This is a genomic window from Micromonospora sp. NPDC050276, from assembly GCF_044459545.1.
In the GTDB taxonomy this organism is placed as follows: Bacteria; Actinomycetota; Actinomycetes; order Mycobacteriales; family Micromonosporaceae; genus Micromonospora.
In genome coordinates this window covers 37,432-52,157 of record NZ_JBITJA010000021.1, presented here as the reverse complement: position 1 = coordinate 52,157, position 14,726 = coordinate 37,432, and the positions used below count along the sequence as shown (strand labels likewise).

Here is a 14,726-nt window from a genome sequence, read left to right as displayed (position 1 = left end):
GTGACGGGGTTGAATTCCGGAAACCTTCGCGAAATCCACGCGTCCTAGCGTGGGGTGATGCTGATCGAGTCCCGGCCTGCCATCGATCCGGAGATCGCCGCCATGCTCATCGCCCAGCAGCGTGAGCTGCGCGAGGCCGATGGTGGGTTGGACGGGCAGGTCTTCGTCCCCCATGACGACGTCCGCTATCTGGCGGCGGTGGTGAACGGTCGGGCGGTCGCCTGCGGTGGGCTCCAGGCGATCGATGCCGAGACCGGCGAGATCAAGCGGATGTACGTCCGGCCCGCGTACCGGGGGCGGGGCATCGCCCGTCAGCTGCTCGCCGCGCTGGAGGAGTGCGCGTTCCGGCAGGGGCACTCGATGGTCTGCCTGGAGACGGGCACCTACCTGCCGGCCGCTATCGCGTTGTACACCTCCTGCGGCTACCAGCAGATCCCGGTCTACGGCGAGTACGTCGGTAACCCGTACAGCGTCTGTTTCGCCAAGCGGCTGCCGGTGGCGGCCTGACGGCCGCCGCGCCGCTGCCCGTCGCCGGGTCAGGCACTGGTGCTGGCGTGCGCGACGGTGACCGGCTTCGACTCCGGCGAACCGTGCTGGCGCAGGACGATGCTCAGCAGGATCAGCGCACCGACCGCCAGGAACTCGCTCTGCCAGTTCTGCATGGACTGGAACCAGAAGTCGCTGGTGCCGAGGAATTCCCACACCCCGATCGGCGGCGCCCCGCTCTGCAGCGCCTGCTCCTGGTTGTACGCGGCGGTGCCACCGATCAGGTGACCGATAAACGAACCGGCGAAGATCAGCAGTAGCGCGAGGGAGAGGCTGTTCCGGTAGATCACCAGCGGCAGACCGCCGACGCGTACCGGCCAGGGTGACTGCGGGGTTGCCCGGCGCTCGTCGTCCTCTGGCCGGTCGGTCTGGTCCATCGGCTTCGACTCGGCCGAGCCCCGCTGCACCAGATACGCGGTGAGCAGCACGTACCCGCCCATCTGGAGGAACTCCGACTCCCAGTTCTCGAAGACCGACTCGGCGAAGTGCCCGCTGGTCAGGTACGCCGGCCAGCTCAGCGGGGTGGCCCCGAACTCGGTCAGCTCCGCATTGTGGGTCTGCCAGCCGAACACGCTTTGCAACACCAGAAAGACCAGGAACGCACCCAGCATGGCGACGGCCAGGGCGTTGTCGCGGAGCCAACGAGGCATGATCGAACCTCCTTCGTAGGTCGATTACCCCTGCGGGCACGACCACGAAACCCAGTTCAGTGCCGGTCGGCGGGGCTGTCCAGGCGTCCGCCGGTGCCCGCCTGGTTCGACAGCAGCAGCCCGAGCGCGAGCATTCCGAAGCCGAGCGCGAGGTGCAGCCAGTTGTCGGCGTCGTTGACCGGCAGGATGTTCGCGCCGCCCTCCGGGTTGATCGCCTCGATCCCCAGGCCGTACAGCCAGAGGGCGAGGTAGATCGCGCCACCGGCGGCCAGGAACACCCGGGCGCCGGCGACACTGCGGGCCAGCACCAGGCCCGCCAGCCCGAAGATCAGGTGCACCGCGTTGTGCAGGATCGACACCTGGAACAGGCCGAGCAGCCGCGCGTCCGAGTGGTGCCCGCCGAACCTCAGCTCGCCGTAGTTGGTGGTGATGCCGGGGATGTAGCCGAGGACGCCGATCAGCAGGAAGACACCGGCCACCACCAACGCGGCCAGTTGGACCCGGGGTCGGTGGACGGCCGCTCGGCCGCCCCGCGCGTCTCGTGCCATCGCTGCCCCCTTCGTGGATCTGCCGGCCCTCGCGAACCTCACTGTCCGCAGCGGCGACGTGACGCAGCCCGACGATCCTCCATTTTGAAGTCCATCCAGTCGGGCCCGCAGAGAAATGCACGAAGAGGTATGGAGGCCAGAACGCAGGGTAGGTGAATGGTCAGCGGCTGCGGAGAACGCGACCGCATCCCCCGGCACAACCGCGACGACTTTCTGAGCGGAAGGGAAATCATGACTTACGATCTTTCACCCACGTCTTCCACGTACGGGCAGCAGTCGACCAATGGCGGCGGCGTCCGCGAGCAGGCGCGCCAGGTCGGCTCGGAGGCGGCGCAGGCTGGTGGCGCGGTCGCCCAGACCGCCAAGGAGCAGGGCACCGAGGTTGGCCGCGAGGCGGCCCGGCAGGCCCGCAACCTGTACGGCGAGGCGCGCAGCCAGCTCGCCAGCCAGACCGGTGAGCAGCAGCGCCGGGCCGCCGGTGGGCTGCGTTCACTGGCCGACGAGATGCGCTCGATGGCCGAGCAGGGTGGCCAGGCCGGCCCGGTGACCGAGCTGGCCCGCCAGGCCGCCGACCGGGTGCACGGCGTCGCCGGGTGGCTTGAGGAGCGCGAGCCCGGTGACCTGCTCACCGAGGTACGCGACTACGCACGGCGTAACCCGGGCACCTTCCTGGTCGGCGCGGCCGTCCTCGGTGTGCTGGCCGGCCGGCTGACCCGTGGCCTCTCCGCTGGGGGCGACGACTCCGGCAACGGATCCTCGACCTATCGGGGCGCCGGGGCGTACGACCCGGAGCGGACCGCCGTGATTCCGACGCCGCCGCCGGCGCCCCGCGCGGTGCCGGACGCCGTCCCGCCGGGCGGCTACCTCGACCCGACCCCCGGCACGCACACCCCGCCGACGTCCGGCGGTTACGCCGATCCGGCGCCCGGCAACTACGCCGACCCGGCTTCCGGCAACTACGCCGATCCGGCGTCCGGTGGCCACGCCGAGCCCGGCCGGGGCGACTACCCGGAGCACTCCGGTACCGGTCAGCCGCTGCCGCCGGTGACCCAGACCGACCCGCTGCCGGGCGTGCCGTCCAGCGGCAGCCCGCGCCCGTGAGCCGCCGAGTCATCCGAAGGGAGGCGACGGCATGAGCATGCCGACGCAGGGGTCCGGCGTGGACTCCGGTTACCACCCCGACGCGGGTGCTCCGCACACCGCCGCGGAGGTGAAGAACAGCTCGTTGGGTGACCTGATGCGGCAGGTCACCACCGACCTGTCGACGCTGATGCGTCAGGAGGTCGAGCTGGCCAAGGCCGAGATCCGCCAGGAGGGCAAGAAGGCCGGCAAGGCGGCGGGCCTCTTCGGCGGTGCCGGCTTCGGCGGCTACATGGTGGCGCTCTTCGTGTCCATCGCCGTGTGGCAGTTCCTGGACAACGTCATGGACTCCGGCCTGGCCGCGCTGATCGTGGCGGTGATCTGGGCCGTGGTCGCCGCGGTCCTCTACTCGATGGCCAAGAAGAACGCCCAGCACGTACGCGGGCTCAAGCAGACCAACGACAGCGTGCAGCGGATCCCCGACGCGCTCAAGCCGCACCCGGAGGGAGTCACCCGATGAGCACCGATCCCGATCAGATCCGCCGGGAGATCGAAGCCACCCGTAACAGCCTCAGCTCCGATGTGGACGCGCTGGCGTACAAGGTCAGCCCCGGCCGCATCGTCGACGACCGCAAGCAGCGGGCCCGCTCCGCTTTGCAGAATGTGAGGGACAAGGTCATGGGAACCGCGTCTGACCTCAGCCACGGCACCGACCACGCCGCCCACTCGGTGGGTGACCGCGCCTCGTCCGCGGCCTCCAGCGTCAGCGACGCTGCGCAGTCGGCGGCCACCACGGTCAGCGACGCCGCGCACAGCGCGCCGCGGGTGATCCGGCAGACGTCCCAGGGCAACCCTCTCGCCGCCGGTCTGATCGCCTTCGGGGTCGGCTGGCTGGCCTCGTCGCTGATCCCGGCTTCCCGCCGCGAGCAGCAGGCCGCCACCCAGGTGAAGGCGAAGGTCAGCGAGCACAGCGGCGCGGTGACGGAGAAGTTGAGCGCGGTGGCCAGCGAACTCAAGGAGGAGCTGCGCGAGCCGGCCCAGCACGCCGCCCAGTCGGTGAAGTCCACCGCTCAGGACGCCGTGCACGCGGTCAAGGACGACACGAAGTCCGCCGCCCACGACGTCAAGGACCAGGCCCAGCAGGCCAAGCAGCACGTCACCCCCTGATCCCACCCACCCACCAGCAACGACAGCTCGCGGCCACCCCAGTGCCCGCGAGCTGTCCCATGCCCACGCGGCGCCCCACTCACGCCTCGCGATCTTGCAGTTTCGGTCGACCGTTTGTCGTTTACCTAGCGCTTTGTCCCCACCGAAAGTGCAAGATCGCGCGGGTGTGTGGGGCGGGGTTGGCGGCTCGGCGAATGCGCGTGTTGTTGTAGCGGACGCCGCCGAACAGGAAGCGCTGGGCGAGCGCCAGCCAGCTGCAGGTGCCGCGTTCCAGCAGCCAGAGCGGGGCCGCCAGGGCCGTGGTCGGGGGGAACACCCGGGAGCCGCCGGCGCGGCGGCGACCCGTCTCGGCGAGAGCCACCACGCCGACCGCCGCGCCGAGCAGCAGCCGGGGCCGGCGCGACGCGACCGCCGCCGCCAGCGCCGGCAGGACCGCGAGCGCGGTCAGCAGGCGGACCGGCTGGGCCAGGTCGTCGTACGCCTGACGGACCCGCTGCCCCCGGAAGTGCGCGGCGTCCGGAGGCAGTCGGCGGACGTACAGCCAGGCCGGGGCCGCCTCGGTGCCGTGGTGCGCGCGCACGGTGCGAATCAGCTCCAGGTTCTCGAAGAGCACGTCCGGGTCGTACCCGCCCATGGCGAGGAAGGTGCTGCGCCGCACGGCGAGGGTGCCCGGGTAGTCCGTTCCGAGCGCCCGGTTGAGCAGCGTGCGGCCGGTGTCCCACCAGGCGTGCCAGGGCAGCGGGTCGAAGTAGTTCTGCGGTCGTACCAGGTCGGCCCGGTCCAGCAGCCGGTGCACCGCGGTCAGCGCGGCCTCGTCGTACCGGACGTCGTCGTCGGCGATCACCACCTGCTCGTGGCCGGCCGCGCGGACGCCGGTGCGTACGCCCAGCACCTTGCCGTTGAGGCCGCACTCGCTCGGATCCGGTGGAAGGTGCCGGACCAGCCCTCGCCACGCCTCGGCGTGCCGCGCGAAGAGGTCCGGAGGGGACCCGTCGACCATCAGCACGTCGACCCGGGCAGCCAGCCAGCGCAGGTAGTCGGTCAGTTCGGCCAGGCCGGCGTCGGTGTGCCAGCGCAGCGGCAGGACGTACGCCATCGGCAGCCGGGCGGTGCGGGCGCCCGCGTGTTCGACGTCCCACCGGGGCGTGGCACGCCGGGTGTCACCAGCAGGGCTGAACGAGGACATCACAACTCCGTGGCGGGACAGGGCTCGGCCGTCTTGAGCAGCATCTGCCCGCATTTCCGGCAATCAAACAGCCGGGTTGTTTCGACCGCCGGACCCCGGGTAGCGGTGCCCCGGGCCGACGTACGCGTACGACCGGGTGAAGCGCTCGGCGCGGCCATGAACAAGGCTCTGGTGCTGCGGATGGGGCAGATGCACGCGCAGCGCTACATCCCGATGCTGCTCGACCGGCTCGCCGCTGGCGAGATCGATCCCGGTTATCTGGCCACCCACCCGCTCTCGCTGGAGCAGGGCGCCCAGGGGTACGAGCTGTTCGAGAAGAAGGAAGATGGTTGTCTGCGTAGCGTTCTGCATCCCTGACGGATTGGCCGCACCGCCTCGCCGGTCACCGCGATCGGCGGGGCGGGGTCAGCCGGTGCGGGGGTCAGCCGGTGCGGCGGACGTTGCTCAGGGTCAGGCCCAGGGGTGGCAGCGCGGGCATCCGGTGCAGGTCCAGGGCTAGGTCCTGGACGGGAACGTCGTAGCGCATGGTGCGGGTCAGGTTGGTGACCGCCCGCCTCATCAGGTCGATGGTGATCCACTCCCCGGCGCAGCGGTGACCGGCCCAGTGGTCACCGCCGCCCTGCGGGATCAGCTCGAACGGGTCCACCTGGCGGCCGGCGAACCGCTCCGGGCGGAACAGTTCCGGTTGCGGCCAGAGCGCCGGGTGGTGGTTGGTGCCGTAGAGGTCGAGCAGCACCCGTCGTCCCTGGGGAAAGTGGTGGCCCTGCCAGTCGAAGGCTCGGCGGACCCGGGCCGCCGCGATCGGAAAGAACGGGTAGTAGCGGCGTACCTCCTGGACGAAGTGCCCGGTGGCCTCGTCGTCGTCGCGGACCCGTTCCCGCCAGGCCGGATGGTCGTGCAGGGCGAGCGCGGCGAAGGCGATGTACTGGTCGACGGCGACCACCGGGCGCAGCACGTTGAGCAGCTCCACCGCCGCGATCCGCCGGGGGAGGAGGTTGCCCCGCACGTCCCGGTGCTCGGCGATCACGGCCAGCGCGCTGCCGGCCGGCGCCGGAGCGAAGCCGACCCGGGTCCGTTCGATGAGGTCGGCGAGCCAGTGCTCGGCGCGGTACCGGGCGAGCCGTCCCCGCCAGTGCCGGGGGCCGATCACCGCCGGGGCCTCGATCATGGCGTGCAGCTCGACGGCGCGCCGCTCGACCTGCGACTCGGGCAGCGGCACCCCGGCCCAGGTGCAGACCACCCGGGTCAGCAGCCGTCCCAACTCGTCGTAGAGCGACACCGGGCCGGCGTGCTCCCAGGCGTCGATCCGGGTTCGCCACGCGTCGTCGAAGAGCTGGCCGAGCTGCCGGATCGCGGCCGGTGTCATGATCGACATGAACATGGCCTTGCGCTCGGAGTGCTCCGGCCCGTCCAGTCCCTGCACCCCACCCTGACCGGTCAGGGTCCGTTGCACCCGCAGCGGCATCGCGGTGGCACGGTGGAAGCGGTCATTGTCGTAGAACAGCTCCGCCGCCGGCCGGCCGCGCAGGCAGATGGTCGGGGCGAGCAGGATCCGGGTCCGGAAGATGTCGCTGCCGTACCGCTCGCAGCGTTCACCGATGAACCGGTAGCCGGAGCGGAGCAGTGCGAGCGTGCTGTCCGGGCTGCGGTCGGCCGGCATGGTCGCCATCGGGTCTCCTCACACGCAGGTCCGGCTGGTCGCTGTCGACCATCGCGCTTACCCCCGTCGGCGCCGCTGAACCCCGCGCGGCTGGCCCCTCCCAGGGGCGGCGGAACCTGCTTTGCTGCTGGTGGGGCAACCACGGGGAGGGCGGATGCGAGACAACAGATCGCCGCACTGGCGGCAACGGCGAGCGGCCGGGGCACTGGGCGGAGGCCGCGACGGGCGGTCACTGATCGGGCCGCCCCGGCGGCCCACTCGACCGCACCGGTTCTTCACCGTGCACCTGGGCTTCACCGCACCCGGCACGGCCGAGGCGCGCGAGCTGGCCGTGGCGTACGCGGAGGCGTTGAGCCTGCTCCGGCCGGAGGTGGCGCTGGGGGCGGCGGCCCTGTCGCCGGCGGATGCCTGGCAGCGGGCCGAGCGGCTGTTCTGCGGTGCGCTCGGCCCGGACGGCGAGCGGTGCGTCGATGTGGCCGACCATCCCGGCTTCCACCACGCCCCGGGCCCCGGTGGCCTCGGCTGGGGCGATGGCGACGGCCCCTCCGATGGGTGACCTGGAGCCCGGGGTGGCCGATCCGGGAGTGGATCGGCCACCCCGCGCGCGTCGCCGTGCCGGTGCCAGGGCCACGGGCACCGGCACGTCGACCCAGCACCGACGAGTCGGGCCCGATCAGTCCAGGTCGAATTCGCCGTCCTGCGCGCCGGCCACGAACGCGTCCCACTCGGCCTGGGTGAAGACCAGCACCGGCCCTTCCGGCTCGGCCGAGTTGCGCATCCCGATCAGGTCGTCGACGAAGGCGACCTCGACGGCGCTGTCGGAGGTGTCCCCCTCGGCTCGCTGCCAGACCGCCCGAGAGAGGTCGAAGTCGCCCTTGGGGTGCTGCGCCATGGTTCTTTCCTCCAGTGCCGAGGGTCGTGTGGTGACCGGGTGCCGATCCCCATCGGGCAGGATAAGCGGATGCCGAGCCTGACCCGTGTAGAGGCGACCGCGCGTGGCGCGGCGATTACTGTCGAGTCCTATCAAGTGGACCTCGACCTGACCGGTGACGCGGCCCTGTTCCGCTCCCGCGTCGAGATCCGCTTCCGGGCCACCACCGGCGCCGCGACCTTCGCCGAGGTCAAGCCCGCAAAACTGCTTGGCGTACGCCTCAACGACCGCGACCTCGATCCCGGCCTGCTCAGCGACAATCGGCTGCCGCTCGACGACCTCGCCGCGGACAACACGCTCGTCGTCGAGGCGGACATGGCGTACTCCCGGACGGGGGAGGGGATGCACCGCTTCGTCGATCCGGCCGACGGGGAGACCTACCTCTACGCCGAGTCCTTCCTCGACAACGTGCAGCGCATCTTCGCCGCCTTCGACCAGCCCGACCTCAAGGCCCCGTTCACCCTCTCGGTCACCGCGCCACCGCAGTGGATTGTCGTCGGCAACGCCGAGTTGGCCGCCAACCCGGCCCCCGGGCGCTGGGAGTTCGCCCCGAGCGCGCCCCTGGCCACGTACTTCTTCTCGCTGATCGCCGGGCCGTACCACGTCCGGCGGGCCGAGCACGACGGTGTGCCGCTGGGCATCTACTGCCGTCGGTCCCTCGCCGAGCACCTCGACGCCGACGCCGAGGAGATCTTCACCATCACCCGGCAGTGCCTGGACCGGTTCCACCAGCTCTTCACCGAGCGCTACCCGTTCGGCAAGTACGACCAGGCGTTCGTGCCCGAGTTCAACGGCGGCGCGATGGAAAACCCCGGCCTGGTCACCTTCCGCGACGACTACGTGTTCCGTTCGGCGGTCACCGACACGCAGCGCGAGCAGCGGGCCGGCACCATCGCCCACGAAATGGCCCACATGTGGTTCGGTGACCTGGTCACCATGCGCTGGTGGGACGACCTGTGGTTGAACGAGTCTTTCGCGGAATACCTCGGCACCCGGGTCACCGCCGAGGCGACCCACTTCCCGCAGGCCTGGACGACCTTCGCCATGCGACGCAAGGCCTGGGGTTACGCCGCCGACCAGCGGCCCTCCACCCACCCGATCGCACCGACGGAGGTGGCCGACGCCGAGCAGGGCCTGCTCAACTTCGACGGCATCTCGTACGCCAAGGGAGCCAGCGTGCTGCGGCAGTTGGTCGCGTGGCTCGGCGACGAGGCGTTCCTCGCCGGCCTGAACGCGCACTTCGCCGCGCACCGCTTCGGCAACGCGACCCTCGCCGACCTGCTGGCCAGCCTCTCCAGCGCGAGCGGGCGGGACCTGTCCGGCTGGGCCGAGCTGTGGCTGCGCCAACCGCAGGTCAACACGCTGCGGGCCGAGGTCGAGGTGGACGCCGACGGCCGCTACACCGAGGTGGCCGTGGTGCAGACCGCACCGGAGTCTCACCCGGTGCTGCGCCCACACCGGATCGGCGTGGGCCGCTACTCGGCGGACGGCACCGTGCGGCGCGACGAGGTGGACATCGACCCCGGCGCCGACGGTGGCCGGACGGTGCTCGGTGCGCTGGCCGGGGAGCCGGCGGCCCGGCTGCTGCTGCTCAACGACGGTGACCTCACGTTCGCCAAGGTGCGTCTCGACCCGGCGTCGGCGGACGCCGTCCCGCTGGTGTTGCCCGGCCTGGCCGACCCGCTCGCCCGGGCGGTGCTCTGGGGCGCGGCACTGGACGCGGCGACCGACGGGGAGCGGCCGGTCGCCGGCCTGGTCGATCTGATGGTCGCCGCGCTACCCGCCGAGACCGAGGTGATCATCGCGGAGGACGTGCTGACCCTCAGTCGGTCACTGGTCGACCGCTACCTCGACCCGCTGACCCGATCCGCCGCGCTGGCCCGGGTCGCGGGGGCGTGCCAGCGGCTGCTCGACGGCGCGCCGGCCGGGAAGTCGTTGCAACTCGCCGCCGCGCGGGCCTGGATCGCCTCGACCACCGATGCGGATCTGCTCGTCGGCTGGCTCGCCGGCCGCGACGTGCCCGGCGGGCTGACGGTCGACACCGAGCTGCGCTGGGCGGCGCTGCGCCGACTGGTGGTGCTCGGCGCCGCCGGCGAGGCGGAGATCGCCATCGAGGCAGCCGCCGACAACAGCTCCACAGGCGCGGAGCGGGCCGCCCTCTGCCGGGCGGCCCGGCCCGACCCGGCGGCGAAGCAGGCGGCCTGGGAGATCGTCGTGCGGGACACCGACCTGTCCAGCCGGCTGCTGGAGGCGACCGCCGAGGGGTTCTGGCAACCCGAACAGGCCGAGCTGACCGCCGAGTACGTCGATCGGTACTTCGCGGAGATGCCGGCCGCCGCGCACCGACGTACCCCCTGGACGGCCGACCGGGTGGCGGCCCTGGCGTTCCCCCGCTACGCCGTGGCGCAGCCCACCCGGGAGGCGGCCGCGGCGCTGCTGGCCCGCGACGACCTCACCCCCGGCCTACGCCGGGTGGTGACCGACGCCGACGACGACCTGCGCCGCGCGCTGGTCGCCCGGACGGCGGTGGCCGCCGCCTCCGCCTGACCGCTGGCCCGGCGCGGGGTGGCGGTGCTGGCCGCCCCGCGCCCGCAGCTCAGGTCAGCGCAGGGCCGGCTCCGCCGTGACCGGCGCGTCCCAGTCGATGACGTAACGCTGCTCGTCGGCGACGGTCTTCTCCGGGTCCAGCACGGTGCGCACCATCAGCGGCATCAGCAACGGCATCAGCGTCCGGGCGACCGGCCCGGGCGCCTTGGCGTGGTTGATCCGGGCCGCGCGGGCGGCGACCTTCTCCACCCGGGTGCGCCGCAACCGCACGTACGCGTCGAACGCCGCCCGGACGTCCGGCAGGTCGCGCAGACACCGGGCAAGCTGCACCGCGCTCTCGATGGCCAGCGACGCGCCCTGCCCCGAACTGTTCGACGGCGCGTGCGCCGCGTCGCCGACCAGCACCATCCGGCCCCGGTGCCAGTGCGGCACGGGCGGCATGATCTGCAACGACCCGACCACCTGGAGGTCGTCGGCGGTGCTGGTCGCCATCAGCTCCCGGCCCGGGTCGTCGTCACCGTAGCTGCCGCGCAGCGTGTCCAGCCACTGCTCCGCCGGCACCGCGCGGGCCTCGACCAGGCTCAACGGCCGCTGCTGCGGCAGGTTGGCCCCCCACCGGGTGCCGCCGCCGGGCTCCGGCCAGTACAGGTAGTAGCCGCGTCGCCCGAACGCGAACGTCATCGTGCCCGGCTCGGCGTCCACCTCGTGCCGGGCGACCGCCTCGAAACCGAGCAGCCCGGTGAACCGGGGGCCGGGCGCGGCCGGGTCGATGAGGCCGCGGACCGTGGAGCGGATCCCGTCCGCGCCGACGAGGACGTCGGCGGTCGCGGTGCTGCCGTCCTCGAAGTGCGCGGTCACGCCGTCGTCGGTCTGCTCGGCGTCGACCAGACGCTTGCCGTACGCGAACGGCACGCCCTCGGCGCTCGCCTGGTCGTGCAACAGCCGGTACAGCTCAGCCCGGTGCACCACGTGCAGTGGCGGCACCCCGGTCAGCGTGGGCAGCTCGATGCGGCGACGGCCGATGGCCAGCGCGCTGCGCTCGATCGGGGTGGCGATCGCCGTCACCGCCTCGTGCGCGCCGACCGTACGCAGGGCCGCCACGCCATTGGGCGCGAGGGCGAGGGTCCCGCCGATGCCGCTGGCCGTCGTGGGGTACGCCTCGTAGACGGTTGCGGTGATGCCGGCGCGGCGCAGCGCGAGCGCTGTCACCGGCCCGGCGATGCCGCCGCCGATGACGATCGCGGTTCGTACCGTGGTCATGTTCCTCCCTGGGGTGTGGTCGTTCGTGCGCGGGCGCACGGACCTGATGTGGTCCGTTGGTGCGCGGGCGCACGGACCTGGGAGGGAGCCCGGTTATCCTCGTGGTTGCCGCTTCGGGCCGGGTGCCTTCCCAGGCGTCGGTTCGGGGTCAGGGCCCCGGCGAGGTGTTGGCGCACCTCGCCGGGCCGCTCTTCAGCCGGCGCTGTCGGCTCTCCGGCTGCTGCTGTCGGGGCGTTCGGAGCTGTCGGTGCTTGCCTCCGGGGTGTGGGCGGTTGGCGTGTCGGGGTTGGCCTTCGGGGTGCTGCTTCTCTGGGCCAACTCGGTCAGCTCGGCCGGCATCTCGCCGGTCTCGTGGAAGGTCCGCCAGGTGTCCAACCCGGGGTAGCTCCCCGAGGTCAGCTCCGCTAGCAAGGCCCGCAGCCAGGTCGCCTCCGCGTCCCGCATGGCGAGGTCGTACTCCGACTCCACCAGGAACAGTCGCGGAATCTCCCGCAGGTGCGCGTCGAGCGCTTCGCGGTCCTGGCGGATCGCGTCCTGCAACAGGTCCAGCCGTTGCCGCAGCAGGTCGGTGGCCTCGTCGGGATGCAGAGCGGCGAGCACGGACAGCCCGGCCCGGAACCGGGGATGCTCCGGCATCGGGGTGGAGACCAGCTCGCGGGCCCAGTCGACCAGCTCCGCCCGCCCCGCGTCGGTGATCCGGTAGACGGTGCGTTCCGGGCGTCGGCCCTCGCGCACGCTCTCCACCGCCTCGATCAGGTGGTGCTTGTCCAGATTGCCGATCACCGTGTAGAAGGACCCCCACTTGAACTCCATGTCCTGGTCCTTGCCCCAGGCGCGCAGTGCGGTGGCGATCTCGTACGGGTGCATGGGCCGCTGGACCAGGGCGGACAGCACGGCCAGCGCCAGCAGATTGCCGACCTTGCGCCGCTTCGGCACGACGACCCCCTCGCTCGTCGACGGTTACTCGTCGACGAATATACGCCGACGAAAGGAACGCTGCGACCCCTGCGTGCGGCGCTCTGCGTGCGGTGCTCTGCGTGCGGTGCTCTGCGTGCGGCGCGCTCTGCGTGCGGCGCGCTCTGCGTGCGGCGCCTCTCCCTTGATCGACTCGGCTTTCATGAACTCGCGGTGTCCGGGTCTCCCGGAAGGGCCGACTTCCAGGAAGCCGAGTTGATCACCGCGCGGGGCCGAGTCGATCACCGCGCGGGGCCGAGTCGATCACCGCGCGGGGCCGAGTCGATCACCGTGCTGGGCCGAGTCGATCACCGCGGGGCGTCGGGTGGTCGCGGCGCGCGGGTTTGTGGCTCGGAGTGAGGTGACGTACGGCGGTGCCGGGCCGGGATGGTCGGCCACTTCGCTCGGCCTACGATCATTGGGTGGAGGAAGATATCCGGCGGATCGGGATCATGGGTGGCACCTTCGACCCGATCCACCACGGGCACCTTGTCGCCGCCAGTGAGGTGGCGGACCGGTTCGGCCTGGACGAGGTGGTCTTCGTTCCCACCGGGCAGCCGTGGCAGAAGGCCGACGAGCCGGTCAGCCCTGCCGAGGACCGGTACCTGATGACGGTGATCGCGACCGCCTCTAACCCCCGCTTCCAGGTCAGCCGGGTCGACATCGACCGCAGTGGGCCGACCTACACGGTCGACACCCTGCGCGACCTCCAGGCCGAGTACGGCCCGAAGGTGCAGCTGTTCTTCATCACCGGCGCGGACGCCCTGCAACGCATCCTGTCCTGGAAGGACCTCGACGAGATCTTCGAGCTGGCCCACTTCATCGGCGTGACCCGGCCCGGGTTCCCGTTGACCGACAAGCACCTCCCGGCGGACACCGTCAGCCTGATCCAGGTGCCCGCGATGTCGATCTCGTCGACCGACTGCCGTGCCCGGGTCGCCCGAGGTGAGCCGGTCTGGTATCTGGTGCCCGACGGTGTGGTGCAGTACATCGCCAAGCGGAGCCTCTATCAGCGCTGAGCACACCCGCTATGCCCCGCTTTGTGCACCTAACCGACCACAACTGGCCGATCGGGGTGCCGCCGGGTATGAGACGCTTGGAGGATCGCACGCTTGATCGAAGGAGAATGGTGACAGTTTCCGAACGCGCTCACGAGCTGGCTATCGCGGCCGCCCAGGCCGCCGCCGACAAGAAGGCGCAGGACATCGCGATCATCGACGTCGGCGACCAGCTCGCCATCACCGACGCGTTCGTGCTCGCCGCTGCCCCCAACGAGCGTCAGGTGCTGGCCATCGTCGACGCCATCGAGGAGAGCCTGCTGGAGCTGCCGGAGAAGGCGAAGCCGGTGCGGCGCGAGGGCGAGCGTGGTGGCCGCTGGGTGCTGCTCGACTACGTCGACATCGTGGTGCACGTCCAGCACACCGAGGAGCGCGAGTTCTACGGGCTCGACCGCCTCTGGAAGGACTGCCCCACCATCCCGTTTGTCGATCGCGACCTGGTCGAGGCCGACGCCAGCGGGTCCGCCGTCGCCGAATGACCCGCCTGATCGTCTGGCGGCACGGCAACACCGATTGGAACGCCGCCAACCGCGTCCAGGGGCAGACCGACGTACCCCTCAACGAGCTTGGCCGCGACCAGGCCCGCGCCGCAGCCCCGCTGCTCGCGGCACTGCGGCCCGACGCCATCGTGGCCAGCGACCTGAGCCGCGCCGCGGAGACCGCCGCCGCGCTCGCCGCGCTGACCGGGCTGCCGGTACGCACCGACGCCAGGCTGCGCGAGCGGCACTTCGGCCAGTGGCAGGGTCTGCACCTCACCGCGGTCGCCGAGCGCTTCCCCGAGGAGTACGCGCGCTGGCTGGCCGGCGACCCCGACCCGGGCACGGATCTGGAGCCCCTGAGCGACCTCGGCGAGCGGGTCGGCGCGGCGCTACAGGAGGCGGCCGACGCGGCGCGGGGCGGCACCGTGGTGATCGCCACTCACGGTGGCGGCTCCCGGCAGGGCATCGGACACTTGCTCGGCTGGGACACCGCCGTGCTGCGCACCATCGGCTCGCTGGCCAACTGCCACTGGACCGAGCTGCGCCACGACGACGTGCGGGGTTGGCAGTTGCGGGCGCACAACGTCGGCCTGATCACCGCCCCGGTCGCCGTCGACGCGGTCTGAGCACTCGCGTCTCGGCGTTCGCGGCCTCGATCGG

At 71.8% G+C, this 14,726-nt stretch carries 17 protein-coding genes; 10 read left to right on the top strand and 7 right to left on the bottom strand.

Annotation, left to right across the window (positions count from 1 at the left end; translation table 11 throughout):
* Nucleotides 1-57 precede the first annotated feature (57 nt).
* The gene (locus ACIBF8_RS29690; protein WP_396787226.1) at nucleotides 58-507 is read left to right on the top strand and encodes a GNAT family N-acetyltransferase; all 450 of its coding nucleotides are present in this window, start codon (nucleotides 58-60) and stop codon (nucleotides 505-507) included.
* A gap of 29 nt (nucleotides 508-536) precedes the next feature.
* On the opposite strand, the gene ACIBF8_RS29685 is transcribed toward ACIBF8_RS29690, so the two are convergent.
* On the bottom strand, nucleotides 537-1,196 hold the full coding sequence (locus ACIBF8_RS29685) for a DUF6766 family protein (RefSeq protein WP_396787225.1): 660 nt from the start codon (nucleotides 1,194-1,196) through the stop codon (nucleotides 537-539).
* A gap of 56 nt (nucleotides 1,197-1,252) precedes the next feature.
* Nucleotides 1,253-1,744: a DUF4383 domain-containing protein gene (locus ACIBF8_RS29680; protein WP_396787224.1), complete on the bottom strand. Its 492-nt coding sequence runs from the start codon at nucleotides 1,742-1,744 to the stop codon at nucleotides 1,253-1,255.
* 231 nt (nucleotides 1,745-1,975) lie between these two features.
* Here ACIBF8_RS29680 and ACIBF8_RS29675 point away from each other — a divergent pair, with 231 nt between their 5' ends.
* Genes ACIBF8_RS29675 through ACIBF8_RS29665 form a run of 3 tightly spaced genes read left to right on the top strand, consistent with a single transcriptional unit; the run spans nucleotide 1,976 to nucleotide 3,991 of the window.
* Complete coding sequence (locus ACIBF8_RS29675; protein ID WP_396787223.1) at nucleotides 1,976-2,845, top strand: hypothetical protein; 870 nt, start codon at nucleotides 1,976-1,978, stop codon at nucleotides 2,843-2,845.
* 31 nt (nucleotides 2,846-2,876) lie between these two features.
* On the top strand, nucleotides 2,877-3,344 hold the full coding sequence (locus tag ACIBF8_RS29670; RefSeq protein ID WP_396787222.1) for a phage holin family protein: 468 nt from the start codon (nucleotides 2,877-2,879) through the stop codon (nucleotides 3,342-3,344).
* Nucleotides 3,341-3,991: a DUF3618 domain-containing protein gene (locus ACIBF8_RS29665; protein WP_396787221.1), complete on the top strand. Its 651-nt coding sequence runs from the start codon at nucleotides 3,341-3,343 to the stop codon at nucleotides 3,989-3,991. Before ACIBF8_RS29670 ends, ACIBF8_RS29665 begins: the two co-directional genes overlap by 4 nt.
* 121 nt (nucleotides 3,992-4,112) lie before the next feature.
* Here ACIBF8_RS29665 and ACIBF8_RS29660 read toward each other — a convergent pair whose 3' ends face one another.
* Complete coding sequence (locus tag ACIBF8_RS29660; RefSeq protein ID WP_396787220.1) at nucleotides 4,113-5,177, bottom strand: glycosyltransferase; 1,065 nt, start codon at nucleotides 5,175-5,177, stop codon at nucleotides 4,113-4,115.
* Nucleotides 5,178-5,333: 156 nt separating this feature from the next.
* Between ACIBF8_RS29660 and ACIBF8_RS29655 the strand changes: the two genes are divergently transcribed.
* On the top strand, nucleotides 5,334-5,534 hold the full coding sequence (locus ACIBF8_RS29655) for a hypothetical protein (protein WP_396787219.1): 201 nt from the start codon (nucleotides 5,334-5,336) through the stop codon (nucleotides 5,532-5,534).
* Between the two features lie 64 nt (nucleotides 5,535-5,598).
* On the opposite strand, the gene ACIBF8_RS29650 is transcribed toward ACIBF8_RS29655, so the two are convergent.
* A complete protein-coding gene (locus tag ACIBF8_RS29650; RefSeq protein ID WP_396787218.1) occupies nucleotides 5,599-6,846 on the bottom strand; it encodes a cytochrome P450 in 1,248 nt (415 codons plus the stop codon).
* A 145-nt stretch (nucleotides 6,847-6,991) separates the two neighbouring features.
* Here ACIBF8_RS29650 and ACIBF8_RS29645 point away from each other — a divergent pair, with 145 nt between their 5' ends.
* A complete protein-coding gene (locus ACIBF8_RS29645; protein WP_396787217.1) occupies nucleotides 6,992-7,393 on the top strand; it encodes a hypothetical protein in 402 nt (133 codons plus the stop codon).
* Nucleotides 7,394-7,510: 117 nt separating this feature from the next.
* On the opposite strand, the gene ACIBF8_RS29640 is transcribed toward ACIBF8_RS29645, so the two are convergent.
* Nucleotides 7,511-7,729: a DUF397 domain-containing protein gene (locus tag ACIBF8_RS29640; RefSeq protein ID WP_030491749.1), complete on the bottom strand. Its 219-nt coding sequence runs from the start codon at nucleotides 7,727-7,729 to the stop codon at nucleotides 7,511-7,513.
* A 69-nt stretch (nucleotides 7,730-7,798) separates the two neighbouring features.
* Between ACIBF8_RS29640 and pepN the strand changes: the two genes are divergently transcribed.
* Complete coding sequence (gene pepN / locus ACIBF8_RS29635; protein WP_396787216.1) at nucleotides 7,799-10,315, top strand: aminopeptidase N; 2,517 nt, start codon at nucleotides 7,799-7,801, stop codon at nucleotides 10,313-10,315.
* A 54-nt stretch (nucleotides 10,316-10,369) separates the two neighbouring features.
* On the opposite strand, the gene ACIBF8_RS29630 is transcribed toward pepN, so the two are convergent.
* The gene (locus ACIBF8_RS29630) at nucleotides 10,370-11,575 is read right to left on the bottom strand and encodes an FAD-dependent oxidoreductase (protein WP_396787215.1); all 1,206 of its coding nucleotides are present in this window, start codon (nucleotides 11,573-11,575) and stop codon (nucleotides 10,370-10,372) included.
* Nucleotides 11,576-11,767: 192 nt separating this feature from the next.
* Nucleotides 11,768-12,511 (bottom strand): PadR family transcriptional regulator, encoded by a 744-nt coding sequence (locus tag ACIBF8_RS29625; RefSeq protein WP_396787214.1) that lies wholly within the window; start codon nucleotides 12,509-12,511, stop codon nucleotides 11,768-11,770.
* Between the two features lie 440 nt (nucleotides 12,512-12,951).
* On the opposite strand from ACIBF8_RS29625, the gene nadD reads away from it, so the two are divergent.
* The 3 genes from nadD to ACIBF8_RS29610 all read left to right on the top strand — a co-directional run bounded on the left by nadD (nucleotide 12,952) and on the right by ACIBF8_RS29610 (nucleotide 14,692).
* Nucleotides 12,952-13,548, top strand: a complete 597-nt coding sequence (gene nadD, locus ACIBF8_RS29620) for a nicotinate-nucleotide adenylyltransferase (protein WP_357244230.1) — start codon at nucleotides 12,952-12,954, stop codon at nucleotides 13,546-13,548.
* A gap of 110 nt (nucleotides 13,549-13,658) precedes the next feature.
* Complete coding sequence (gene rsfS / locus ACIBF8_RS29615) at nucleotides 13,659-14,066, top strand: ribosome silencing factor (protein WP_396787213.1); 408 nt, start codon at nucleotides 13,659-13,661, stop codon at nucleotides 14,064-14,066.
* On the top strand, nucleotides 14,063-14,692 hold the full coding sequence (locus tag ACIBF8_RS29610) for a histidine phosphatase family protein (RefSeq protein ID WP_396787212.1): 630 nt from the start codon (nucleotides 14,063-14,065) through the stop codon (nucleotides 14,690-14,692). Before rsfS ends, ACIBF8_RS29610 begins: the two co-directional genes overlap by 4 nt.
* Nucleotides 14,693-14,726 lie beyond the last annotated feature (34 nt).